Origin of the sequence: Streptomyces sp. NPDC091289, from assembly GCF_044757365.1 — a bacterium.
Classification (GTDB): domain Bacteria; phylum Actinomycetota; class Actinomycetes; order Streptomycetales; family Streptomycetaceae; genus Streptomyces.
Window position 1 is genome coordinate 363858 of record NZ_JBIVUT010000002.1, and the last position, 23039, is coordinate 386896.

General features: G+C 72.4%; 24 protein-coding genes. 9 read left to right on the forward strand and 15 right to left on the reverse strand.

Going from position 1 to position 23039, the window contains the following annotated elements; all coding sequences use genetic code 11:
* Positions 1-232 precede the first annotated feature (232 nt).
* The 5 genes from ACIQPT_RS03665 to ACIQPT_RS03685 all read left to right on the forward strand — a co-directional run bounded on the left by ACIQPT_RS03665 (position 233) and on the right by ACIQPT_RS03685 (position 4078).
* Positions 233-1138 (forward strand): alpha/beta fold hydrolase, encoded by a 906-nt coding sequence (locus tag ACIQPT_RS03665; protein WP_401152319.1) that lies wholly within the window; start codon positions 233-235, stop codon positions 1136-1138.
* Positions 1139-1147: 9 nt separating this feature from the next.
* Entirely contained in the window at positions 1148-2377 is a 1230-nt protein-coding gene (locus ACIQPT_RS03670) for a sensor histidine kinase (protein WP_401152321.1), read from the forward strand.
* Positions 2374-3036: a response regulator gene (locus tag ACIQPT_RS03675; protein ID WP_401152324.1), complete on the forward strand. Its 663-nt coding sequence runs from the start codon at positions 2374-2376 to the stop codon at positions 3034-3036. Before ACIQPT_RS03670 ends, ACIQPT_RS03675 begins: the two co-directional genes overlap by 4 nt.
* Before the next feature lie 93 nt (positions 3037-3129).
* Entirely contained in the window at positions 3130-3678 is a 549-nt protein-coding gene (locus tag ACIQPT_RS03680) for a DUF1697 domain-containing protein (RefSeq protein ID WP_401152327.1), read from the forward strand.
* Positions 3671-4078, forward strand: coding sequence for a DUF4440 domain-containing protein (locus tag ACIQPT_RS03685; protein ID WP_401152329.1), 408 nt, complete (start codon positions 3671-3673; stop codon positions 4076-4078). The genes ACIQPT_RS03680 and ACIQPT_RS03685 overlap by 8 nt, the downstream gene beginning before the upstream one ends.
* Before the next feature lie 18 nt (positions 4079-4096).
* Here the strand turns inward: ACIQPT_RS03685 and ACIQPT_RS03690 are convergent, their stop codons facing one another.
* On the reverse strand, positions 4097-4333 hold the full coding sequence (locus ACIQPT_RS03690) for a DUF2283 domain-containing protein (protein ID WP_401152331.1): 237 nt from the start codon (positions 4331-4333) through the stop codon (positions 4097-4099).
* A 188-nt stretch (positions 4334-4521) separates the two neighbouring features.
* On the opposite strand from ACIQPT_RS03690, the gene ACIQPT_RS03695 reads away from it, so the two are divergent.
* Genes ACIQPT_RS03695 through ACIQPT_RS03710 form a run of 4 tightly spaced genes read left to right on the forward strand, consistent with a single transcriptional unit; the run spans position 4522 to position 9401 of the window.
* Positions 4522-6213, forward strand: a complete 1692-nt coding sequence (locus ACIQPT_RS03695) for an ABC transporter ATP-binding protein (RefSeq protein ID WP_401152334.1) — start codon at positions 4522-4524, stop codon at positions 6211-6213.
* Positions 6210-8042 (forward strand): ABC transporter ATP-binding protein, encoded by a 1833-nt coding sequence (locus tag ACIQPT_RS03700; protein ID WP_401152337.1) that lies wholly within the window; start codon positions 6210-6212, stop codon positions 8040-8042. The genes ACIQPT_RS03695 and ACIQPT_RS03700 overlap by 4 nt, the downstream gene beginning before the upstream one ends.
* 5 nt (positions 8043-8047) lie before the next feature.
* Entirely contained in the window at positions 8048-8665 is a 618-nt protein-coding gene (locus ACIQPT_RS03705) for a DsbA family protein (RefSeq protein ID WP_401152340.1), read from the forward strand.
* A 52-nt stretch (positions 8666-8717) separates the two neighbouring features.
* Positions 8718-9401, forward strand: a complete 684-nt coding sequence (locus ACIQPT_RS03710; RefSeq protein ID WP_401152343.1) for a hypothetical protein — start codon at positions 8718-8720, stop codon at positions 9399-9401.
* Between the two features lie 19 nt (positions 9402-9420).
* Here the strand turns inward: ACIQPT_RS03710 and ACIQPT_RS03715 are convergent, their stop codons facing one another.
* From ACIQPT_RS03715 to ACIQPT_RS03780, 14 genes are all read right to left on the reverse strand, one after another.
* Positions 9421-10173, reverse strand: coding sequence for a sirohydrochlorin chelatase (locus ACIQPT_RS03715; RefSeq protein ID WP_401152345.1), 753 nt, complete (start codon positions 10171-10173; stop codon positions 9421-9423).
* Positions 10174-10181: 8 nt separating this feature from the next.
* Entirely contained in the window at positions 10182-11114 is a 933-nt protein-coding gene (locus tag ACIQPT_RS03720) for an ABC transporter permease (protein WP_401152347.1), read from the reverse strand.
* Positions 11101-11892, reverse strand: a complete 792-nt coding sequence (locus ACIQPT_RS03725) for an ABC transporter ATP-binding protein (protein WP_401152350.1) — start codon at positions 11890-11892, stop codon at positions 11101-11103. The genes ACIQPT_RS03720 and ACIQPT_RS03725 overlap by 14 nt, the downstream gene beginning before the upstream one ends.
* A gap of 46 nt (positions 11893-11938) precedes the next feature.
* Entirely contained in the window at positions 11939-13051 is a 1113-nt protein-coding gene (locus ACIQPT_RS03730; RefSeq protein WP_401152353.1) for an aliphatic sulfonate ABC transporter substrate-binding protein, read from the reverse strand.
* Between the two features lie 230 nt (positions 13052-13281).
* Complete coding sequence (locus ACIQPT_RS03735) at positions 13282-14628, reverse strand: sulfate adenylyltransferase subunit 1 (protein ID WP_401152356.1); 1347 nt, start codon at positions 14626-14628, stop codon at positions 13282-13284.
* Positions 14629-14630: 2 nt separating this feature from the next.
* The gene (cysD, locus tag ACIQPT_RS03740; RefSeq protein ID WP_401152358.1) at positions 14631-15566 is read right to left on the reverse strand and encodes a sulfate adenylyltransferase subunit CysD; all 936 of its coding nucleotides are present in this window, start codon (positions 15564-15566) and stop codon (positions 14631-14633) included.
* The gene (cysC, locus tag ACIQPT_RS03745) at positions 15563-16108 is read right to left on the reverse strand and encodes an adenylyl-sulfate kinase (protein WP_401152361.1); all 546 of its coding nucleotides are present in this window, start codon (positions 16106-16108) and stop codon (positions 15563-15565) included. The genes cysD and cysC overlap by 4 nt, the downstream gene beginning before the upstream one ends.
* 23 nt (positions 16109-16131) lie before the next feature.
* Entirely contained in the window at positions 16132-16848 is a 717-nt protein-coding gene (locus ACIQPT_RS03750; RefSeq protein ID WP_401152363.1) for a phosphoadenylyl-sulfate reductase, read from the reverse strand.
* Positions 16845-17024 carry a hypothetical protein gene (locus tag ACIQPT_RS03755; RefSeq protein WP_018514610.1) on the reverse strand — a complete coding sequence of 60 codons (180 nt, stop codon included), beginning with the start codon at positions 17022-17024 and terminating at the stop codon, positions 16845-16847. Before ACIQPT_RS03755 ends, ACIQPT_RS03750 begins: the two co-directional genes overlap by 4 nt.
* Positions 17021-18718, reverse strand: a complete 1698-nt coding sequence (locus ACIQPT_RS03760) for a nitrite/sulfite reductase (protein ID WP_401152366.1) — start codon at positions 18716-18718, stop codon at positions 17021-17023. Before ACIQPT_RS03760 ends, ACIQPT_RS03755 begins: the two co-directional genes overlap by 4 nt.
* 115 nt (positions 18719-18833) lie before the next feature.
* On the reverse strand, positions 18834-18917 hold the full coding sequence (locus ACIQPT_RS03765) for a putative leader peptide (protein WP_310591794.1): 84 nt from the start codon (positions 18915-18917) through the stop codon (positions 18834-18836).
* Positions 18918-19119: 202 nt separating this feature from the next.
* On the reverse strand, positions 19120-19716 hold the full coding sequence (locus ACIQPT_RS03770) for a GNAT family N-acetyltransferase (RefSeq protein ID WP_401152368.1): 597 nt from the start codon (positions 19714-19716) through the stop codon (positions 19120-19122).
* An 82-nt stretch (positions 19717-19798) separates the two neighbouring features.
* Positions 19799-21094, reverse strand: coding sequence for a GAF domain-containing protein (locus ACIQPT_RS03775; RefSeq protein ID WP_401152371.1), 1296 nt, complete (start codon positions 21092-21094; stop codon positions 19799-19801).
* Positions 21095-21335: 241 nt separating this feature from the next.
* Positions 21336-22970 carry an acyl-CoA dehydrogenase family protein gene (locus ACIQPT_RS03780; protein WP_401152374.1) on the reverse strand — a complete coding sequence of 545 codons (1635 nt, stop codon included), beginning with the start codon at positions 22968-22970 and terminating at the stop codon, positions 21336-21338.
* Between the last annotated feature and the right edge of the window lie 69 nt (positions 22971-23039).

Below are 23039 nucleotides of genomic sequence, written 5' to 3' on the forward strand. Positions count from 1 at the left end.
CACAGCAGCCGCCGCGCTCTCCCCCACGGGGCGCGGCGGCTGCGCCGTTTCCGGGCACGGCCCGGCGCGGGTGTCCCCCACGAGAGCTACGCCCAGGTGTCCACCGGAGGGTGACGCTTTCGGGCCGGGATCTCCATAGCGTTCTGATCAGCCGGGACGCCCAGGGTCTGTCGCCACAGGACAGCCCCTGGGTCCCGGCCGCATCCGACCGACGTTCCCTGGAGGCTTCCCCGTGTTCCGCACCCTCTTCAAGGCTCTCGCCGCCATCGCCGTCGTCTGTACGGTGGGCGGCATGGGCCTGGTCGGCTACGAGGAATTCATCAAGCCGGACGCGCGGGGAACACGCTCCGAAGCCTCCCTCGGCGACCCGTTCACCGGCACCAAGAAGATCCGGATCGACGGCCGTTCGGTCACCGTCTCCTGCGCCGGCGACGCCTCCCACGACGGACCGCTCGTCCTGCTGATGGCCGGTGGCGGCGACGGCCTGGAGACCATGGCCCCGCTCACCAAGAGCCTGAGCGAGAAGTCCCGGGTCTGCTCCTACGACCGGCTCGGCGAGGGCACGAGCGACAAGCCGGACGGGCCCCAGAGCCTCGACGACAGCTCCGCGGTCCTCACCGCGGTCCTCGACCGGCTCGCCGGTGAACGCCCGGTCGTGCTGGCCGGACACTCACTGGGCGGCCACATCGCCGCCCGCTACGCACCCGGCCACCAGGACCGGATCAAGGGCCTCGTCCTGCTGGACGCCACCATCCCGACGCTGACCGCCGACATCTCCCGGACGATCCCCGCATCCGCCACCGGACTTCCGGCACAGGTGCGGGCACAGGCCATCGCGGCTAACAAGGGCGAGAACGAGGAGAAGTTGGTCATCGAGGACGGCGAGGTCCTCCCCGCCGGGGACATGCCCGTGGAGATCCTCCAGCACGAGTCCCAGTACGCGGAGGTCCCCGACTACGGGCCCGCCCTGGAGCGCATGTGGTCCACGGGCCAGAAGAAGTGGCGCGGGCTCTCCGGCAACAGCAAGCTCAGCACCGCCCCCGGCAGCGGCCACTACATCCACGTCGACCGCCCGGACCTCGCCACCGGCGCCGTCCAGCGGGTCGCCGGCCAGGCCGCCTCCGGCGCGAACGACTAGGCTCCCCCGATGACTGATTCGGGGAGGCTCGGGGTGCTGGAGCAGGTCCGGCAGCGCTGGGCCGCCGGGCGGTGGCAGCGGTTCGACGTCACCAACTGGTATGTGGCGCTGGGGCCGTTGCTGCTGCTCGCCTCGTTCGTACCGGCGTTCCACACCCACGGCACCCAGGTCGGCGGAGTGCCGGACCGGCCCTACGATCTGCTCGCCGTGGCGGCCATCGCCCTGCAGTGCCTTCCGCTGACGGTGTGCCGCAGATGGCCCGTGACCGTTCTCGCCCTGGTGTCGGCGGGCTTCGCCGTCGACCAGCTGCGCGGATACCACTCCCTGGCGGGCACGGCCTTCGCCTTCGCGCTCCTCGGCGTCGGATCGCGGCTGGACGAGCACCGTCGCGCCACCACCCTCGGGCTCTCCCTCGCCTACGTCCCGCTGGCACTCTCCCTCGCGTGGCTCGGATCCGGCGAGCCCGCGAGCGAGTTCGTCGTGTTCTACCTGGCGTGCGCCCTGGTGTGGTGGATCGGTTCGCGGCTCCGGTCCGCACGGATCGCCCAGGCCGAGCACCGGCGTCGGGTGGCGGAGGAGACCCGGGCCGCGGAGCGCACCCGGATCGCCCGCGAGCTGCACGACGTGGTCACCCACCATGTGACGGCGATGGTCGTGCAGGCGGAGGCGGCCCGCTATCTGACCGCCGCGCCCGACCGGCTGGAGGAGGCCCTGACCTCCGTCACGGCCACGGGACGCGCGGCCATCGGCGATCTGCGGCAGATGCTCGACCTGCTCGACCCCGGCCATGGACCGGAGGCGGTGGACCCGGGCCCCGGCCGGCTCCACGACCTCGTCGAACAGACCCGCCGGGCGGGCCAGCCCGTGGAGTTCACCGAGGAGGGCACCGCCGCGGAGCCGGCCCGGGACGCGGAGCTCGTGGCCTACCGGGTCGTGCGCGAGGCCCTGACGAACGCCCTCAAATACGCCCACGGCGTCGACACCTCGGTCCGGGTCCGCCGCGGCGAGAAGGAGATAGCGGTGGAGATCAGCACCCGGTCCTCCGGCCCTCGCGGAAGATCGCCCGGGGGAAGCGGACGGGGCCTGGCCGGACTGCGGGAACGGGTGGTCGGCACCCTCGGCGGCGAGTTCACCGCGGGCCGCGAGCCGGGCGGCCGGTTCGTGGTGCGGGCGTCCATCCCCGTGGCGGTGTCCGTCCCCGCGGCAAGGTCCGTCCCCGTGGCCGGTGGTCCGTCGTGACCGCCCCCATCCGGGTCGTGGTCTGCGACGACCAGGCCCTGATCCGCACGGGCCTGGTGACGATCATCGGCGCCCAGCCCGACATGGAGGTGGCCGGCGAGTGCGGCGACGGTCAGGCCGCCGTCGACCTCGCCGGCACGGTACGGCCCGACGTCGTGGTGATGGACCTGCGCATGCCGGGCCTCGACGGCATCGGCGCCACCAGGATCCTGGCCGGAGCCGGGGTGGACCACCCCGTCAAGGTCCTGGTGGTGACGACGTTCAACCTGGACGCATACGTCTACGAGGCGCTGCGCGCCGGAGCGAGCGGCTTCCTCCTCAAGGACGCGCCGCCGGACCGGCTGCTGCACGGCATCCGGACCGTGGCCTCGGGCGCGGCCCTGCTGGACCCCGAGGTGACGCGCAAGCTGGTCGGCAGATACGCCGCGCGGATCAGGCCCGCCCGGCCCGAAGCGGACCGCGGAACCCCGCTGACCCCCCGTGAACTGGAGGTCCTCCGCCTGATCGCCGACGGCCTGTCCAACACCGAGATCGCCGCGGCCCTGGTGATCAGCCGGGAGACCGTCAAGACCTTCGTCTCCCGCATCCTCACCAAACTCGCCCTCCGCGACCGGGTCCAGGCCGTCGTCTACGCCTACCGGAACGGCCTGGTCCACTGATCGGCGCCGGCGCCGGCACCGGCCCGCATCACGCCCCGCCCCCGCGGTCCGTCCCAGCCGCCCGGATCCCCTTATGCCCTAGGGTGGGTGGCCATGACGATGACGTACGCGGCGCTGCTGCGGGGGATCAACGTGAGCGGCAGCAAGAGGGTCCCGATGCCCGAACTGCGTACCGTGCTCACCGAGCTGGGACACACCGGCATCGCCACCTACCTGCAGAGCGGCAACGCCGTCTTCCGGAGCGACAGCGACGACGAGGACGCGCTGGCCGCCGCCCTGGAACAGGCCCTGCGCCGGCGGTTCGGGTTCTCCGTCGACTGCCTCGTCCGCGACGCCGGATATCTCGCGGCCGTCGCCGACGCCTGCCCCTTCCCCGCCGCCGACCTGGAGGGCAAGCAGCTCCACGTCACCTACTACGACCGGCCCGTGGACGCGGACCGCTTCGCGGACCTGGCGGCGGCCGACTTCCTGCCCGAGGAGTTCCGGCTCGGCGACCGCTGCCTGTATCTGTACGCCCCCGACGGGCTCGGCCGCTCCAAGCTGGCCGTCGCGCTGGGACGCCCCCGCCATGTCAAAGGCCTCACCGCCACCAGCCGTAACTGGAACACCGTGGAGAAGCTCGTGGAGATGACCCGTGACTGAGCCGTCGCCCGCCGTGGCCGCAGCCATCGAGGGGGAGCTCAGACTGCTGGACCCGGCCGTACGGGCCTCCGCCGAGCTCCTCGCCTCGCTGCTGCACCCCGAGTTCCGGGAGATCGGCACCAGCGGCCGGCTCTGGAGCCGGGAGAGCATCATCGCCGCGCTCACCGCCGACGACGCCCCGCGCCCCGGCCCGCTCACCGCCTCCCGGATGCGGGGGACGCAGCTCTGCGCCGACCTGGTGCACCTCACCTTCGACACGGAGTCCAAGGGGATCCACTCGCACCGCAGCTCCCTGTGGCGGCTGACCCCGGAGGGCTGGCGGCTCTACTTCCACCAGGGGACGCCGTTCAGCGACGACCTCCTCGACGACCCGTTCGCCGGCCCCTCCGCAGAGGTCTGAGCCCCACGGTTCTCCGCATCACGTGCTCGGCGGACGCGGCTCACGGTCGGTCCTCTCCGCACCGGCCAGCAGCTCCGGGTGCAGCCGGCGTGTGGCGTCGAACAGCTCGATGCCCAGGAGCCGGCCGTGTGCGTCGTAGTCGAGTACCGCCGTGTCGTCCTCGGCGAGTACCTGCCGGACGGCCTCTCCCGGGGCGATGCCGTCGACAAGGTAGATGTACGCCATATGCGTCGAGGCGTCGTACTCGACCCGCATCAGTAGCCTTTCCCGCTGTTGTCCGGCCCGTGGTGTCGGGCCCCGGTCATCCGGAGAGCGTACCGACGAAGAGGGGCGCCCTGTTCGGCGTAACGGCGGCCCGGGGGTAGCCTTGCCTTCGTTTGGCTGGAGACGGGTGTCCGAAAATCACCCCTCCGCTGGTGGTGACAGGCTGAGGAGCAGGTGAAGTGGGGGCTGATACAGCCGGGCGCGGTGTCCTACGACGGGCCGTCGCGGGGCAGCGGCGGGACGTCGTCGTCGGATCGCTGCTGGGCGCCTGCCACCAGATCGGCGAGGCGCTCGTCCCCGTACTCATCGGGCTGATCGTCGACCGTGCCGTGGTCCGCCCCGACGGGGGAGCGCTGGCCGTCTGGCTGGTGGTCCTCGCCGTCGTCTACACCCTGCTCTCCCTCGGCTTCCGCTTCGGCGCCCGCGCCGGTGAGCGCGCCGCCGAACAGGCCGCCCACCAACTGCGCCTCGATGTCGTACGTCGGGTCCTCGCCCCGCACGGCGGCGCGGAGGCGGGCCGCCCGCCCGGCGCACTGGTGAACGTGGCCACCGAGGACGCCCGCCGGGTGGGGGCCGTCAACATGGCCCTGACCCTCGGCATCGCCGCCGTCGTGGGAGTCGTCGCGGGCGCGGTGCTCCTGCTCCGCGCCTCCCTGCCCCTCGGGCTCCTCGTCCTGATCGGCGCCCCGGTCCTGATGGCGCTGGGCCACTTCCTGGCCCGCCCCCTGGAGCACCGCAGCGAAGCCGAACAGGAACAGGCCGCGCACGCCTCCGGGGTGGCGGCCGACCTGGTCGCCGGCGTCCGCGTACTGAAGGGCCTGCGGGCCGAGCGCGCCGCCGTCGACCGCTACCGCGCCACCAGCCAGGCCTCCCGCGAGGCCAATGTGCGCGCCGCCCGCGCCGCCGCCCTCCAGACCGGCCTGATGCTCACCCTCACCGGCTCGTTCATCGCGCTCGTCGCCCTCGTCGGCGGCCGCCTCGTCCTCAGCGGCTCCATCGGCCTCGGCGCCCTCGTCTCCGCCGTCGGACTCGCCCTCTTCCTGCCGGGCCCGATCAGCGGGCTCGCCCGGGTCGGCGCCGAACTGGCCAAGGGCCGCGCCTCCGCCGCCCGGATCGCCGACGTCCTGGCCGCCCCGGGCGAGACCACCGGCGGCACCGCCGAACCGGCCGACCCCGCCCCCGGCGAACTGCGCCTGAACGGACTCGGCCACGCCGGACTCGACGCGCTGGACCTGACCGTCCGCCCCGGGGAACACCTCGGCATCGTCGTCACCGACCCGGCCGACGCCCAGACCCTGCTGCACTGCCTGGCCCGCCGCTGCGACCCGGACCGGGGCAGCGTCGAACTCGACGGCACCCCCCTTGCCGCACTGGCCCCCGCCGCCCTGCGCTCCGCGCTGCTCGTCGCCGAGCACGACGCCCAGCTCTTCGACGGCTCCCTCCTGGAGAACGTCACCGCCGCCGCCCCCGCCGGGGCCGACCCACGCCCCGCGATGGACGCCGCCGCCGTCGACGAGGTGGCCTCCGCCCTGTCCGGCGGCACCGGCGGCCGCATCGGCGAGCGCGGCAGCTCGCTCTCCGGCGGCCAGCGCCAGCGCGTCGCCCTCGCCCGAGCGCTCGCCGCCGACCGCAGCGTCCTCGTCGTCCACGACCCGACCACCGCGGTCGACGCCGCGACCGAGGCCCGGATCGCCGCCGGCATCCGCCGCGCCCGCACCGGCCGCACCACCGTCCTGGTCACCAGCAGCCCCGCCCTGCTCGCCGCGACCGACCGCGTCGTCCTCGTCGACGGCGGCACGATCACCGCCGAGGCCCCGCACGAGGACCTCGTACGCGACCATCCCGTCTACCGCTCGGCGGTGCTCACATGACCACGCCCTCGCCCCCGGCGGACGACAGCGCCGAACTGCTCCCCGTCGCCACCCCCGCCCGCACCCGGGCCGCCCTGCGCGCGCTGATCCGCCCCGACCGGGGCCTCGCCCTGACCGGCATCGGCGTCCTGGTCGCGGCCACCGCCGTCGGCCTCCTCGTCCAGCCGCTGCTGGGCCGGATCGTCGACATCGTCGCCGACGGCCGCCCCGCCGCCGACCTGACCCTCCCGGTCGTCCTCCTCGTCGCCGTCGCCGCCGTCCAGGGCGTCACCACGACGATCGGGCTGACCCGCGTCGCCCGGCTCGGCGAGACCGTACTGGCCCGGCTGCGCGAGCGGTTCGTCGAACGCGCCCTCGACCTCCCCGCCGACCGTCTCGAACGCGCCGGGGCCGGAGACCTCACCGCCCGCGTCACCGGCGACGTCGCCCGGGTCGCCGAGGCCGTCCGCTCCGCGCTGCCCGAGATGGCCCGCTCCGTCCTCGCGATCGTCCTCACCCTCGGCGCGCTGGCCCTCCTGGACGTACGGTTCCTGCTCGCCGCACTCCTCGCCGTCCCCGTCCAACTGCTCACCGCCCGCTGGTACGTACGCCGGGCCCTCACGCTCTACGCCGACCAGCGGGTCGCCAACGGGGCCCAGCAGCAACAGCTCCTGGAGACCATCGGCGGAGCCGTGACCGTACGCGGCCACCGGCTGGAGCAGCAGCACACCGAGCGCAGCGCGGGACGCTCGCGCACGGCCGTCGACCTGACCATGCGCAGCGTCAACCTGGTGCTGGGCTTCTACGGCCGGCTGCACATCGCCGAGTACATCGGCCTGGCCGCCGTCCTGATCACCGGGTTCCTCCTGGTCGGCGACGGCGCGGTCTCCATCGGCACGGCGACGGCCGCCGCCCTCTACTTCCACAGCCTCTTCGGGCCCGTCAACGCCGCTCTCGTGCTGCTCGACGACGCCCAGTCGGCGGCGGCCGGACTGGCCCGGCTGGTCGGGGTGACCGACCTCGCCGGGCCGGCGGAGCCCACCGACGTACCGCGTCAGAGGACCGGGCCCGAGGCGGCCGCCGTCACCGTGCACGCCGTCAGCCACGCCTACGGGCCCGGCCGCCCCGTGCTGCACGAGGTCTCCCTCACCCTGAAGCCCGGCGAACACGTCGCGCTCGTCGGGACCAGCGGGGCCGGAAAATCGACCCTCGCCCGGATCGTCGCGGGCGTCCAGCAGCCCACCGCGGGCACGGTCACCGCACCGGCCGGCGCCGGAGAACCCTCGGTCGTCCTGGTCACCCAGGAGGTCCACGTCTTCACCGGCGCCCTCGCCGATGACCTCCGGCTCGCCCGCCCCGACGCCACCGACGCCGACCTCCGCGAGGCCCTGTCCACGGTGCACGCCCTGGACTGGGCCGAGGCACTGCCCGACGGGCTCGACACCGTCGTCGGCGAGGGCGGCCACCGGCTCGACCCCGCCCGCGCCCAGCAACTCGCCCTCGCCCGGCTCGTCCTGGCTGGCCCCGCCCTCGCCGTCCTCGACGAGGCGACCGCCGAGGCGGGCAGCGCGGGCGCCCGCCTCCTGGAACGCTCCGCCGAAGCCGCCCTCGCCGGCCGTACCGCCCTGGTCGTCGCCCACCGCCTCACCCAGGCCGTCGCCGCCGACCGGGTCGTCGTGCTGGAGGCCGGCCGCGTCGTGGAGAGCGGCCCCCACGACGAACTGCGCGACGCGGACGGCCCGTACGCCGCCTTGTGGCGCGCCTGGTCCGGCAGCCGCACCGCGCCGAATGGCCCACCGGACCGGAGCCCGATTGGCCCAGGATCCCGAGCCAATCGCTCCCTAGGGTGAGAACCATGAGCACCCGCCACGCCACCACCGTCGACTTCTACTTCGACCCCGCCTGCCCGTTCGCCTGGATCGCCTCCCGCTGGATGCTGGAGGTCGAGCAGCACCGGAACATCGACCTGCGCTTCCGCCCCATGAGTCTGTACCTGCACAACGAGGGCAACGAGCTGCCCGACTGGTACCGCGAGCTCGTCGACAAGTCGATCGGCCCGGTCCGGGTCGCCGTCGCCGCGGCCGCCGCCCACGGCGACGGGATCCTGCGGGACCTCTACACCGCCCTGGGCGCCCGCATCCACCAGCACAAGGAGGAGGACTTCGACGCGGTCGTCGCCGCCTCCCTCGCCGAACTGGGGCTGCCCGCCGAGCTGGCGGAGGCCGCGCACGCGACGGCGTACGACGAAGAGGTCGCCCGCGGCCACGACGCGGGCAAGGACCCGGAGCAGGGCGCGTACGTGGGTACACCGACGATCCACGTCGACGGCACGGTGTGGTTCGGACCGGTCCTGAACGCGATCCCGCGCGGCGAGGAAGCCGCCGAACTCTTCGACAGCTTCCGGGTGCTGGCCAACCACCCGGGCTTCTTCGAGCTCAAGCGCGCCCGGTCCGGCGGCCTGTCCTACGACTGAGCCGCCGGGGCCGCCGGTGAGCCCGCGCCGGCCCGTCCTTAGGATCGTGGACATGGCGACGGGAGCGGGGCTGCGGGGAGTGGGGCCGGGCGCCCGGTACGGGCCGGGGACCCCGCTCGTACAGCGTGTGCGGAGCTACCGGTCTCATCGGCGGGGGCACATCAAACTGGTGCGCTGGGCGCGGATCGGCTGCATCCGGGTGACGGCCGTGCTCTTCGTCTCTCTCGCCCTCGTGGTGACCCTGGACCCGCCCCCCGCCTTGGATGCCACCGAGCGGGGCCTGGCAGGGGCACTGGCCCTCGTGACCGCGTCTGTCTTCTGGCGGTGGTCCCTCGTCAGGGTGGTGCTGCGCCCCGGTGAGATCGTCCGCCACAGCCTGTGGCGTCACACCGTCGTGCCCTGCTCCGCCGTGAAGCGGCTCATCCGCCCGGAGGGCCGCTCGCCGCTTGCCCTGGAGACCCACGCGGGGGAAGAGGTCCACTTCTGGTGGCTGGGCGGGTCTCTGTGGGACCTGTTCCACGACTTCTCCAGCGTCTGCGCCGACACCATGGAAGCCCATGTCCGCACGGCCCGGTCACGGTCGGCCAGGTCGAACTCGGCCCGGTCGGGCTCGCCCCGGTCCCGTAAAGCGTCCCCGCGCTACGCGGCGGTGGAGCGGCGCTACACCTGGTCGGTGGGCGCGGAGACCATGGCCCTCGGGGCCGTCGTCTGCGCGGTCGCCGGACTGATCGGCTGAGCGAGCGCCCCCCGGGCCCTCACGCCGACAGCGAGGCCCCCACCGTCACCCGCGCCTCGTCGTACCGGTCCAGCAGCAGCCGCGCCAACTCCGGGGCGGGGCCCAGCACATCGGCCAGGACATCCGCCCCGGCCGCCTCGGCGCCCGCCGCGATGCGGTCGGGCAGCCGGCCGGGCGCGATGACGTACGGGGCCACCGCCACCCGCTCCGCACCGTCGGCGCGCAGCGCCCGTACGGCGTCCTCGGTACGGGGAAGGAGTGCGGAGGCGAACGCAGGCCGCACGGCGCACCAACCGGTGTGCCGCAGCTCCCGCGCGATTTCAGCGATCACTGCGATCGCCTCCGGGTCTGTGGATCCCGCCGAGGCCAGGACGAGCCCGGTCCGGGGGAGGTCGCCGGGACGGATCCCGGCCTCCCGCAGCCGCCGCCCCAGCGTGGCGTTGAGCAGCGGGGACGGGCCGAGGACATCGGCCTGCCGGATGTGCAGCCGCGGCAGCCGTGCGCGGGCCTCGCGCAGGACCGAGGGGATATCGGCCTTGGCGTGGAACGCCCGGGTGAGCAGCAGCGGGAGGGCGACGACCTCGTCCGCGCCCTGTGCGGCCAGGCGCTCCAGCACCCGGGGCACGGACGGCGCGTTGAACTCCAGGAACGCGGTCTCCACGCGCAGCCCCGGCCGCTCGGCCCGTACCCGCTCGGTGAGCGCGTGCACGGTCGCGGCGTGCCGCGGGTCGCGGCTGCCGTGGGCGATGACGAGGAGAACGGGACGGGACATGACGTGACTCAGTTCTTGACGAGGAGCCCGCGGCTGCGCAGCACCCACCGCTCCAGCGGACTGAAGATCAGCAGGTCGATCGCGATGCCGACGAACAGGATGAGCAGGATCGAGAGGAAGACCCCGGGCATGTCGAAGTTGCTGCGGCCGTTCTCCAGCAACTGCCCGAGCCCCAGGCCCAGTTCGGGTGAGGAGGCGATGATCTCGGCGGCCATCAGTGAACGCCAGGAGAACGCCCAGCCCTGCTTGAGGCCCGCCAGATAGCCGGGCAGCGCGGCCGGCAGCACGATGTGCCACGTCCCGCGGATCCCGGTCGCGCCCAGCGTGCGGCCCGCCCGGAGGAACAGCGGCGGCACCTGGTCGACGCCGGAGACCAGCCCGTTGGCGATCGAGGGCACCGCACCCAGCAGGATCACCGCGAACATCATCCGGTCGTTCAGACCGAGCCAGATCACCGCCGGGGCCACCCACGCCACCGAGGGCAGCGACTGGAGCCCGGACAGGATCGGGCCGATCGCGGCCCGGACCAGCTTCACCCGGGCCACCAGCAGCCCCAGCGGCGTACCGATGGCGACCGCGAGCAGAAAGCCGAGCAGACCGCGCGAGACGCTGGTCCAGACGACCTCCAGCAGCGTGCCCTTGAGCCACATCTCCCGCGCGCTGTCCCACACCGCGGACGGCGGCGGCAGCTTGTAGACCTCGGTGACCTGGGCGCGGACCAGGAGCTCCCAGACCACCAGGACCAGGGCCACCGCCACGGCCGGCGGCAACACCTTGCGCAGCAGGACCTCGCGCACCGGGGTGCGGCGGATCTGCACCGCGTCCAGGGCGTCGAGCCCGGCCTCCAGGCCCGCCAGATCGTCGGGCTTCGCGTCGTCGACCGGTCCGGCCGCCGCCCCGCCCGGCCGCTTCCGGTCGGACGTGATGTCAGTGCTGGCCATGTCGGCGGATCTCCCCACGCAGTTCTTCGGTGATCTCGACGGACAGCTCCGCCACGGCGGTGTCCTCGATACGGCGCGGCTGCTCGATGTCGACCGTCCACTCCCGGGCGATCCGGCCCGGCCGGGACGAGAGCAGGATGACGCGCTGTGCGAGCCGTACGGCCTCGCGCACGTTGTGTGTGACGAAGAGGACCGAGGCGTTCGTCTCCCGCCAGATCCGGGTCAGTTCGTCGTGCAGCACATCGCGGGTGATGGCGTCGAGCGCCGCGAACGGCTCGTCCATCAGCAGCAGTTGGCTGTCCTGGGCGAGTGCGCGGGCCATCGCCACGCGCTGTCGCATACCGCCGGACAGCTCGTGCACCCGCTTGCCGTACGCCCCGCCGAGCCGGACGAGTTCGAGCAGCCGCTCCGCCTCGGTGCGGCGCTCCGACTTCGGCACCCCGCGCAGCCGCAGGGCCAGTTCGATGTTCTTGCCCGCGGTCAGCCACGGGAAGAGGGCGTGCTCCTGGAACATCAGGGCCGGCCGCCCGCCCGGGGTCTCGATGGACCCCTTGGACGGGCGGTCGAGTCCGGCCACCAGATTGAGCAGCGTCGACTTTCCGCACCCGGAGGCTCCCAGGAGGGTGACGAACTCGCCCGGAGCGACATCGAGCGTGATGTCGTCCAGGACGAGCTGCTGACCCGTGGGTCCGGCGAAGGACTTGGAGACGTGCGCGAGACGGGCGGCGTGCTCGACCGTCGTACGGTCCTCGGCCTTGGTGAGGGTGGTGGTCGCCATGGTCGTCACCTCCTGGGAATCCTGGATCCTGGTAGGGATGGGCGGGCTACTTGACGCCGATACCGGCGTCGGAGACCTCGGGCTGACCCTCGGCCTTGAGGATCTTGTTCAGCGGGCCCAGGTCGTAGATGCCCTGGAGGTTCGGGTCCTTGAGCAGACCGGACTTCACCGAGTAACCGGCCTGCGTCTTGAGCGTCTCGGCCAGCGGGTCGTCGGTGATCTCGATGGACTCCCACGCCGGGTCGAGGATCTCCTTGGGCAGCGGCTTGCCGCTCAGGGCCTCCAGCGCCTTGTTGGCGGACGTCTTGGCCTCCTCCGGGTTGGCGTTGATCCACTTGTTGGTGGACACCGAACCCTTCAGCACCGCCTCGACCACGTCCGGGTGCTCCTCGAGGAACTTCTGCGACACGATGATGTTCGTGATCACGAACTTCTTGTCCGGCCACAGGTCCGTCTCGTCGAGCAGCACCTTCGCGCCCTCGGAGACCAGCTTGGAGGCGGTCGGCTCGGGCACCCAAGCACCGTCCAGGTCACCGGACTTGTAGGCGTCGGGCGTCACCTTGTTGTCCGAGCGGACCACGGAGACGTCGCCCTTGCCGCTCTGGGCGTCGACCTTCCAGCCCTTCTCGGAGATCCAGTTGAGGAAGGCGACGTCCTGGGTGTTGCCGAGCTGCGGGGTGGCGATCTTCTTGCCCTTGAGGTCGTCCAGGGTCTTGATCTTGTCCGGGTTGACGACCAGCTTCACGCCGCCGGAGGCCGAACCGGAGATGATCCGCAGCCCCTTGCCCTGGGACTTGGTGTAGGCGTTGATCGAGGGGGAGGGGCCGATGAAGCCGATGTCGATGGACCCGGCGTTCAGCGCCTCGATCTCGGAGGGGCCCGCGTTGAAGGTCGTGGACTCGACCTTGGTGCCGCCCAGTTCCTTCTGGATGGTGCCTTCCTGGATACCGACCAGGGCGGTGGCGTGCGTGAGGTTCGGGAAGTACCCGATCTTCACGGTGTCCGCGGAGAGCTTCTTGCCTCCGGCGGAGACGTTCGCCTTGGCGTCGTCGTCCTTGGCGTCGGAGCCGTAACCGCAGGCGGTGGCGGCCAGGGCGAGCAGCGGCAGGGCCGCTACCGCGGCGATGGAACGGCGAACAGTGGAACGGGGGGCAGGCACGGGAGGCTTTCCTCTCGTTGGCCCGGTACTCGCGTCCCGCTGGTGGTCAGGGGGGCGCGGCCGGGAGGTCGGCAGGTCTTCGGCGGTACGGGTGCGGGGGGTTCAGGGCGCGCGAGCGGTGCGCGTACGTCATCACGCACATCGCCCGACCCCGCCCTGGCCGCTGCCGAGGGCGCCGCTGCCCACCCGGCCGCCCTCCTTCGCGAAGGTGGAGAAGAAGTCGGTCACGGTCAGAAGTCCCACTCGGCGTCGTCGTCGGCGGCCGGGGCGACGGCTTCGGCGACCGCGGCGAACGAGGCGCCCGCCATGCCGGCGCTCAGCGTCGTACCGTCCGCCGGGTCGATCAGCAGGAACGAGCCGGTGCGCCGGGAGTCGGCGTACGCGTCGAGCGCGAGCGGCTCGGCGGTGCGCACGACGACCCGGCCGATATCGTTGGCGACCAGCTGCCCGGGGGCCGGGTGCTGGGAGAGGTCGTCCAGGGTGAGCCGCGAGGGGATGTCCTTGACGATCGCCTTGACCGTACGGGTGGTGTGCTTGAGCAGCACCCGCTGGCCCACCGAGAGGGGCTGGTCGGCGACGTGGCAGACGGTCGCCTCGACGTCCTGCGTCACCGGCGGGGCGTCGTCGACCGGGGCGATCAGGTCGCCGCGTGAGATGTCGATGTCGTCGGCGAGCCGGATGGTCACCGACTGCGGCGCCCAGGCGATGTCGACGCTCTCCCCGAGCGCGTCGATGCCCGTGATCGTGGTGGTGCGCCCCGAGGGGAGTACGGAGACGGACTCGCCGACCCGGAACACCCCGGCCGCGATCTGACCGGCGTAACCCCGGTAGTCGGGGTGCTCGGCGCTCTGCGGGCGGATCACGTACTGCACGGGGAAACGCGCGTGGCAGGCGGTGAGGTCATGGCTGACCGGCACCGTCTCCAGGTGTTCGAGCACGGTCGGCCCGCCGTACCAGTCCATGTGCGCGGACGGCTCCACGACATTGTCCCCGGCCAGCGCCGAGATCGGGATCGCGGTGATCTCCGGGACGCCGAGCGAGGCGGCGTACGCGGTGAACTCCTCGGCTATCGCGGCGAACACGGGCTCCGCGTAGTCGACCAGGTCCATCTTGTTGACCGCCAGCACCACATGCGGGACCCGCAGCAGCGCGGCGACGGCGGCGTGCCGGCGGGTCTGCTCGACGACCCCGTTGCGGGCGTCGACCAGGACCACGGCCAGCTCGGCCGTGGAGGCGCCGGTCACCATGTTGCGGGTGTACTGCACATGGCCCGGGGTGTCGGCGAGGATGAACCGGCGCCGCGTGGTGGCGAAGTAGCGGTAGGCGACATCGATGGTGATGCCCTGCTCGCGCTCGGCCCGCAGCCCGTCGGTCAGCAGCGCCAGGTCCGGCGCCTCCTGGCCCCGGTTCAGCGAGGCCTGCTCGACGGCCTCCAGCTGGTCGGTGAGGATCGACTTGGAGTCGTGCAGCAGACGTCCCACGAGGGTGGACTTGCCGTCGTCGACCGACCCGGCGGTGGCGAACCGCAGCAGGGTCGTGGCCGAAAGCTGCTCGGCCGACTGAAGTTGGGTGGTCATGGTTAGAAGTACCCCTCGCGCTTGCGGTCTTCCATCGCGGCCTCGGACATCTTGTCGTCGGCGCGGGTCGCGCCCCGCTCGGTGAGCCGGGAGGCGGCGATCTCGGTGATCACGGCGTCCAGCGTGGTGGCGTCGGAGTCGACGGCCCCGGTGCAGGACATGTCGCCGACCGTGCGGTAGCGCACCAGACGGGTCTCGGTGGACTCGTGGTCCTTGGGCCCGCCCCAGTGACCGGCCGTCAGCCACATGCCGTTGCGGTTGAAGACCTCGCGCTCATGGGCGAAGTAGATCTCCGGGAGCTCGATGCCCTCGCGCTCGATGTACTGCCAGACGTCCAGCTCGGTCCAGTTGGAGATCGGGAAGACGCGGACGTGCTCGCCGGGGGCGTGCCGGCCGTTGTAGAGCTGCCACAGCTCGGGGCGCTGCCGGCGCGGGTCCCACTGCGAGAACTCGTCGCGCAGCGAGAAGACCCGCTCCTTGGCGCGTGCCTTCTCCTCGTCGCGCCGCCCGCCGCCGAACACCGCGTCGAAGCGGTGCTGCTGGATCGCCTCGGTGAGCGGGACGGTCTGGAGGGGGTTGCGGGTGCCGTCGGGGCGCTCGCGGAGCTTCCCGGCGTCGATGTACTCCTGCACGGAGGCGACGTGCAGCCGCAGCCCGTGCTTCTTCACCGTACGGTCGCGGTAGTCCAGGACCTCGGGGAAGTTGTGCCCGGTGTCCACGTGCAGCAGCGTGAACGGCACCGGCGCGGGCGCGAACGCCTTCAGCGCCAGGTGCAGCATCACGATGGAGTCCTTGCCGCCGGAGAACAGGATCACCGGCCGCTCGAACTCACCCGCCACCTCACGGAAGATGTGGACCGCCTCCGACTCCAGGGAGTCCAGGTGGCTGAGCGCGTACGGGTTGACGGTGCCTTCCGGCACGGTGGCGACGGTGCTCACGCCAGGCCCCTCTCGGTGAGCAGCGCGTGGAGCGCCGCTGCGGACTCCTGCACGGTCTGCTGGTGCGACTCGATCCGCAGGTCGGGCGATTCGGGGGCCTCGTAGGGGTCGTCGACCCCGGTGAGACCGGTGAGCTCGCCGGCCGCCTGCTTGGCGTACAGCCCCTTCACATCGCGTACGGAGCACACCTCGACGGGCGTCGCGACGTGCACCTCCAGATAGCTGGTGGACTCGGTGGCGTGCCGCTTGCGGACGGCCTCGCGGCTGTCGGCGAACGGGGCGATGACGGGGACCAGCACCTTCACGCCGTTGGCGGCGAGCAGTTCGGCGACGAAGCCGATCCGGGCCACGTTGGTGTGCCGGTCCTCGCGGGAGAAGCCGAGGCCCGCGGAGAGGAACTCGCGGATCTCGTCGCCGTCGAGCACCTCCACCTTGTGGCCCTCGGTCCGCAGCCGGCCCGCCAGCTCGTACGCGATGGTGGTCTTGCCCGCGCTCGGCAGACCGGTCAGCCAGATCGTGGCTCCCGTCTCCGTCACGCTCATCGAAGTCTCCTGATCAGTCGTCATCAGCCGTGCAGCCCGCATTCGGTCTTGCCCCGTCCGGCCCAGCGGCCGGCCCGTGCGTCCTCGCCCTCCAGCACCCGGCGGGTGCAGGGCGCGCAGCCGACGGAGGCGTAACCGTCCATCAGCAGCGGGTTGGTGAGCACCCCGTGCTCGGCGACGTAGGCGTCCACGTCGTCCTGGGTCCAGCGGGCGATGGGGGAGACCTTCACCTTGCGGCGCTTGGCGTCCCAGCCCACGACCGGGGTGTTCGCCCGGGTCGGGGACTCGTCGCGGCGCAGACCCGTCGCCCACGCGGCGTACGCGGTGAGGCCGTCCTCCAACGGCTTGACCTTGCGCAGCGCGCAGCACAGGTCCGGGTCGCGGTCGTGCAGCTTCTCGCCGTGCTCCGCGTCCTGCTCGGCCACGGTCTGCCGGGGGGTGATCGTGATGACGTTGACGTCCATCACGGCGTCCACCGCGTCCCGCGTCCCGATGGTCTCCGGGAAGTGGTAGCCGGTGTCCAGGAACACCACGTCCACGCCCGGCAGCACCCGCGACGCCAGGTGCGCGACCACGGCGTCCTCCATCGAGGAGGTGACGCAGAAGCGCGGCCCGAACGTGTCGGTCGCCCACTTCAGGATCTCGGTGGCGGAGGCGTCCTCCAGCTCCCGTCCGGCCCGCTCGGCCAGCTCCTGGAGCTCCCGGTCGGTGAGCTCGCCACTCAGCAGAGTGTCCGTCATATCCCGTCCCCTTCACCGTCGTTGCGCTGAACGCCCCGGGTCAGCAGACCCAGGAACTTCAGCTGGAACGCACGGTTGCAGGAAGCGCATTCCCAGGCGCCGTGACCGGTCTCGTTGGGGCGCAGGTCCTCGTCGCCGCAGTACGGGCAGTAGAACGGGGCGGCTCGCTCGCTCATGACAGCGACTCCGCACTGGCGCGCGCGGCCCAGGTCGCGAAGCGCTCGCCGTCCTCGCGCTCCTCCTGGAAGCGGCCGAGCACCCGCTCGACGTAGTCCGGCAGTTCGGCCGACGTGACCTTCAGGCCACGGACCTTGCGGCCGAACCCGGCCTCCAGGCCGAGCGCACCGCCGAGGTGCACCTGGTAGCCCTCGACCTGGTTGCCCTCGCCGTCCAGCATCAGCTGGCCCTTGAGGCCGATGTCGGCGACCTGGATCCGGGCGCAGGCGTTCGGGCAGCCGTTGATGTTGATGGTGATCGGGTGGTCGAACTCCGGGATGCGGCGCTCCAGTTCGTCGATGAGGGAGGCGCCGCGCGCCTTCGTCTCGACGATCGCCAGCTTGCAGAACTCGATGCCGGTGCAGGCCATCGTGCCGCGTCGGAACGGGGACGGGGTGACCTTGAGGTCGAGCGCCTCCAGACCGGCGACCAGGGACTCCACCTGCTCCTCGGCCACGTCCAGCACGATCATCTTCTGCTCGGCGGTGGTCCGCACCCGGCCCGAGCCGTGCGCCTCGGCCACCTCGGCGATCTTGGTGAGCGTGGCGCCGTCGACCCGGCCCACCCGCGCGGCGAAGCCGACGTAGAAGCGGCCGTCCTTCTGGCGGTGCACCCCGAGGTGGTCGCGCCAGGTCTGGGTGGGCTGCTCGGGCGCGGGGCCGTCGATCAGCTTGCGCTGGAGGTAGTCGTCCTCCAGGACCTGGCGGAACTTCTCCGGGCCCCAGTCCGCGACCAGGAACTTCAGCCGGGCGCGGGTGCGCAGCCGGCGGTAGCCGTAGTCACGGAAGATCCCGATGACCCCGCCGTACACGTCGGCCACCTCGTCCAGCGGCACCCAGGCGCCGAGCCGGACCCCGAGCTTGGGGTTGGTGGAGAGGCCGCCGCCGACCCAGAGGTCGAAGCCGGGGCCGTGCTCCGGGTGGTTCACGCCGACGAAGGCGATGTCGTTGATCTCGTGCGCCACGTCCAGCTGCGGGGAGCCGGAGACGGCCGACTTGAACTTGCGGGGCAGGTTGGAGAAGTCGGGGTTGCCGATGAACCGGCGCTGGATCTCGTCGATCGCGGGCGTGCCGTCGATGATCTCGTTCTCGGCGATGCCCGCGACGGGGGAGCCGAGGATCACGCGGGGCGTGTCGCCGCAGGCTTCGGTGGTGGACAGGCCCACCTCTTCGAGCCGTCGCCAGATCTCCGGCACGTCCTCGATGCGGATCCAGTGGTACTGCACGTTCTGCCGGTCGGTGAGGTCGGCGGTCCCGCGCGCGAACTCCTGGGAGATCTCACCGATCACCCGCAGTTGCTGCGTGGTCAGCCGGCCGCCGTCGATGCGGACGCGCAGCATGAAGTACTTGTCGTCCAGCTCCTCCGGCTCCAGCACGGCCGTCTTGCCGCCGTCGATGCCGGGCTTGCGCTGGGTGTACAGCCCCCACCAGCGCATGCGTCCGCGCAGGTCGTTCGGGTCGATGGAGTCGAAGCCGCGCTTGGAGTAGATCGTCTCAATACGTGTCCGTACGTTGAGACCGTCGTCGTCCTTCTTGAACTGCTCGTTCCCATTGAGGGGCGTGTGGTGGCCCACGGCCCACTGACCTTCACCACGGTGCCGTCCGGCCTTGCGGCGGGGCGTGGCGGTCGCAGGCTGTTCCGGGGTAGCGGCCATGGCAATACGTCCTTCGGGACTGCGGGAGGGCGGCTCTGAGCGGCACACTCGCGCTGAGGCGCGGCGGTGCGCAGGGCGGTTCAGAGGTAAGAGGGTGCGGCGGGTGCTGGGTCTCTCAGCGCGCCGGACAGATGGCGCTGGACATGCGGCCGAGGTCGACGTGGCGTCGACTCACCAAGGCAATTCCAGTTCCAGACATGACGGAAGCGTGTCACGCGTATCTCTGAGCAGTCCACCACTATCCGCTATGTGGACGGCTGAGTCTCGAATGATGGGACGATGTGGTGCTCGTCACGGTGTGCGCCGACGGCATTGGCGACAAATCGCCCGCGCGAGGCCCGGAAAAGGGGGGCGGTGGCTCCACCGCCCCCGGACTCCCGGCGATCAGGACGACCGGACGGTCAGGAGGCGTACGCCCCGGGCCACGGACCGGGCGTCGCCACCTCCGGCTCCACCTCGGTCTTCGTGTCGAAGAGCCGGAAGCCGCGCCGGAGGTAGTTGTCCATCGCGTGCGGGCCGTCCTTCGAGCAGGTGTGCAGCCACACCCGCTTCGTCGCCGGACGCTCGGGCCAGCGCTCCGCCAGGTCCCAGGCGCGCGCCACCCCGTAACTGAGGAGGTGACCGCCGATCCGCCGGCCCCGGAACGCCGGGATCAGCCCGAAGTACATGATCTCGACCACGCCGTCGTCCTGCGCGTCCAGCTCCACATACCCGGCCGGCGTCCCGTTCTCGTACGCCACCCAGGTCTCCGCCCCGGGCCGCTCCAGGGCCTCCTGCCACTGGGCGTACGTCAGGCTCAGCCGGTCGGTCCAGCGGATGTCCCCGCCCACGGCGGAGTAGAGGAAGCGGCTGAACTCCGGCAGCGGAATCTCGGACCGGACGATGCGCACATCGCCCTCCGGCGCGACCGCCGGACGCAGATCGGCGGGCGAGGTCTGCTCCAGCGACCAGACGGTCACCTCGGTGGTCGGCGCTGCGGGCTGCGGGATGTCGCTCATGACGGCCAGAAAACCATGCCCCCGCCCGCCCGTGCACAGCGACCCCCGCCCGGACCGCCCGCCGGGGCCCGGCCGCCCCCGCTCAGGTGGCCCGAGCCGTCCTGCGGGCCTCCGCCACCACCGGCGCCAGGGAGTGCGGCAGCAGATCCGCACCGTGCTCCGGGTGGATCACCTCCACCTCCACCCCGTCCCCGAAGCGGTACGGGCGGTGGGCCAGGACCTCCGCCAGATGACGCCGCAGCCGGGAGACCTCGGCCCGGACCGTCACCGTCCGGGTCGCGTCCCCGAAGATGTCCCGCGCCAGCTCCGAGGCCGTCCGCCCCTGCCGGTGCACCGCCAGCGCGTACAGCAGCTCCGCGTGACGCGGCGAGAGCCGCTGCGTGCGGCTCCCCAGCGGCCCGGTCAGATGCACGGCGAGCGCCCGGGACCGGCTCAGATCCAGCACCACCCGGCGCGGCGCCCCCCGCTCCCCGCCGTCGTCCACCTGCACCAGCCAGCCGCCCGGCAGCGGCTCGACCTGGCACATCCCGAGCGAGGGCAGCCACACCGCACCCGGCCGCAGCGACTTCGGCAGCGGCAGCCGGTCCACCGGGGCCATCCCGGTCACCGCCGCCAGCCGCCCGTGCACATCCACCGCCAGCGCCCGCCCGCCGATCCGGCACAGGATTGGCGCGGCCACCGCGCGCAGCCGCTCGATCTCCGCGAGGTGGCGGATGCGGATCTCCCCCTCGGCGAGCCGGGCCACCGAGTCGACCAGGGCCAGCGTCGCCGGATGGAAGGTGGACGCCGGACCGCTGATGTCCACGATCCCGATCAGCCGGCCGTCGCGGGGATCCCGCACCGGGGCCGCCGCACAGGTCCAGCCGTGCAGCGCCCGGATGAAGTGCTCGGCCGAGTGGACCTGGATGGGGACCCGGGCGGCCAGCGCCGTCCCGATCGCGTTCGTCCCGGTCGCCGCCTCGGCCCAGGCGGCACCCTCCTCCAGGCAGATGTCGTGGGCCCGGCGCAGCACCCCCGTGTTGCCCTGCCGCCACAGCACCCGGCCCTCGGCGTCGGTCACCACCATGATCTGCTGCGCGGCGTCCGCGATCGAGGCCAGGCCCGCCCGCAGCAACGGCATCAGTTCGCCGAGCGCCGTGCTGTGACGGCGGTGCTCGATCTCGTCCGCCTCGAGCAGCTCGCTCTCCGGCGACTGGTCGGGATCGATACCGCTGCGCACGACACGGTCCCAGGAGGCGTCGATCTCGGCCCGGGGCGCGACGGCGGACCGTTCGCCCGTCAGCCGGGCCTCCCGCGCCCGGTGGAGCAGCCGGGTCGCCTGGCGGCCCGCCCCCTGACCCGTCACCCGCACCACCCCCGCAGAACCTGTGTCCGTCATGGTCCCCGTTCCCCCCGAACGCTTCCCGCTCCCCGGTCCGGCCCATCCTGCCGTTCACCGGACCGGGCCGCCGAGCAGTCCACACAATGGTTGCAACCCTTTGCAACTCTGGCGAAGTCCTGCGGGTCCGTACAAGACTGACAGGAACACTGTGCGCCGGGCCTGTCCCGGTCGCCCGGTGTCGCACAAGCATGGAGGGTGGTGCCGTGTCGGCGCAGCACCACCCTCCGTCGCTTCTCCCTCAGGAGGCCGGCCGGGCCCGCGCCACCACCGAGGCCAGATCCAGCGTGTGCGGCAGCGTCCCGAACCCGGTGCCCCAGTCCCGGCCGAGCCGCGAGGCGCAGAACGCGTCGGACACCTCCGGCGGAGCCCAGCGCACCAGCAGCGAACCCTGGAGCACCAGCGCGATCCGCTCCACCAGCCGCCGGGCCCGCGCCTCGATGCCCTCCAGATCGGCCAGCTCCGTCAGCAGATCCTTGATGGCCGCGTCCAGCCGGTGATCGGCCCCGCGCGCCTTGCCCACCTCGCGCAGGAACGCGTCCAGCGCCCGCGGCTCCCGCTGCAGCGCCCGCAGCACGTCCAGCGCCTGCACATTGCCCGAGCCCTCCCAGATCGAGTTGAGCGGCGCCTCGCGCAACAGCCGGGGCATCCCGGACTCCTCCACGTACCCGTTGCCGCCCAGGCACTCCAGCGCCTCACCGACGACCGCCGTACACCGCTTGGTGACCCAGTACTTCGCCGCGGGCACCGCGAGCCGCAGGAAGGCCCGGTCCTCCTCGGTGTCCGTGTCGTACGCGGAGGCCAGCCGCATCGCCAGCACCGTCGCCGCCTCCGACTCCAGCGCCAGATCCGCCAGCACGTTGCGCATCAGCGGCTTGTCGATCAGCAGCCCGCCGAACGCGGTGCGGTAGGCGCTGTGATGGATCGCCTGCGCCACCGCCTGCCGCATCAGCGCCGCCGAACCCACCACGCAGTCCAGCCGGGTGGCCGCCACCATCTCGATGATGGTGCGCACCCCGCGCCCCTCCGCACCGACCCGGCGGGCCCAGGTCCCGTCGAACTCCACCTCGCCGGAGGCGTTGGACCGGTTGCCGAGCTTGTCCTTGAGCCGCTGGATCGCGAAGACGTTGCGCGTACCGTCCGGGAGCACCCGAGGCACCAGGAAGCAGCTCAGTCCGCCCGGCGCCTGCGCCAGCACCAGGAAGCCGTCCGACATCGGCGCCGAGCAGAACCACTTGTGCCCGGTGAGCAGATACTCGCCCTCGCCGGACAGCGGTTCCGCCCGCGTCGTGTTGGACCGCACGTCGGTGCCGCCCTGCTTCTCGGTCATGCCCATCCCGAGGAGCACCCCGCTCTTCTGCCCGGCGGGCCGCAACCCCTCCTCGTACGCGTGCGAGGTCAGCAGCGGCTCCCACTCGGCCGCCAGCGCCGGATCGGTCCGCAGCGCGGGCACCGCGGCATGCGTCATCGACAGCGGGCAGCCGTGCCCCGCCTCGGCCTGCGTCCAGACCAGGAACCCCGCCGCGCGCCGGACATGACCGGCCGGACGCCCCCAGGCGTCCGTCAGCCCGGCCTCGACCGCGTGCCCCAGCAGCCGGTGCCAGGCCGGGTGGAACTCCACCTCGTCGATGCGATGCCCATAACGGTCATGGGTGCGCAGGACGGGCGGATACGCGTTCGCCTGCACACCCCATTCCTGGGCCTGGGCGGAGCCGGCGGACCGGCCGAGCTCCCCGAGTTCCTCCAGCGCCCCGGGCAGGACTCCGGGCTCGATGTGCCGCTCGACGGCCTCGGACAGCGCCAGGTCGGAGGCGAAGACGTCATAGCCGACCAGCGGCGGAACCTGATTGGTCACGGTGTGGGTGGTGGCTGCCATGCCGATACGGTAAGGAGGTGCAGGCAGCAAAGGAAACACCCGAGCGGTCACCGGGCCGGCTCCACCGGG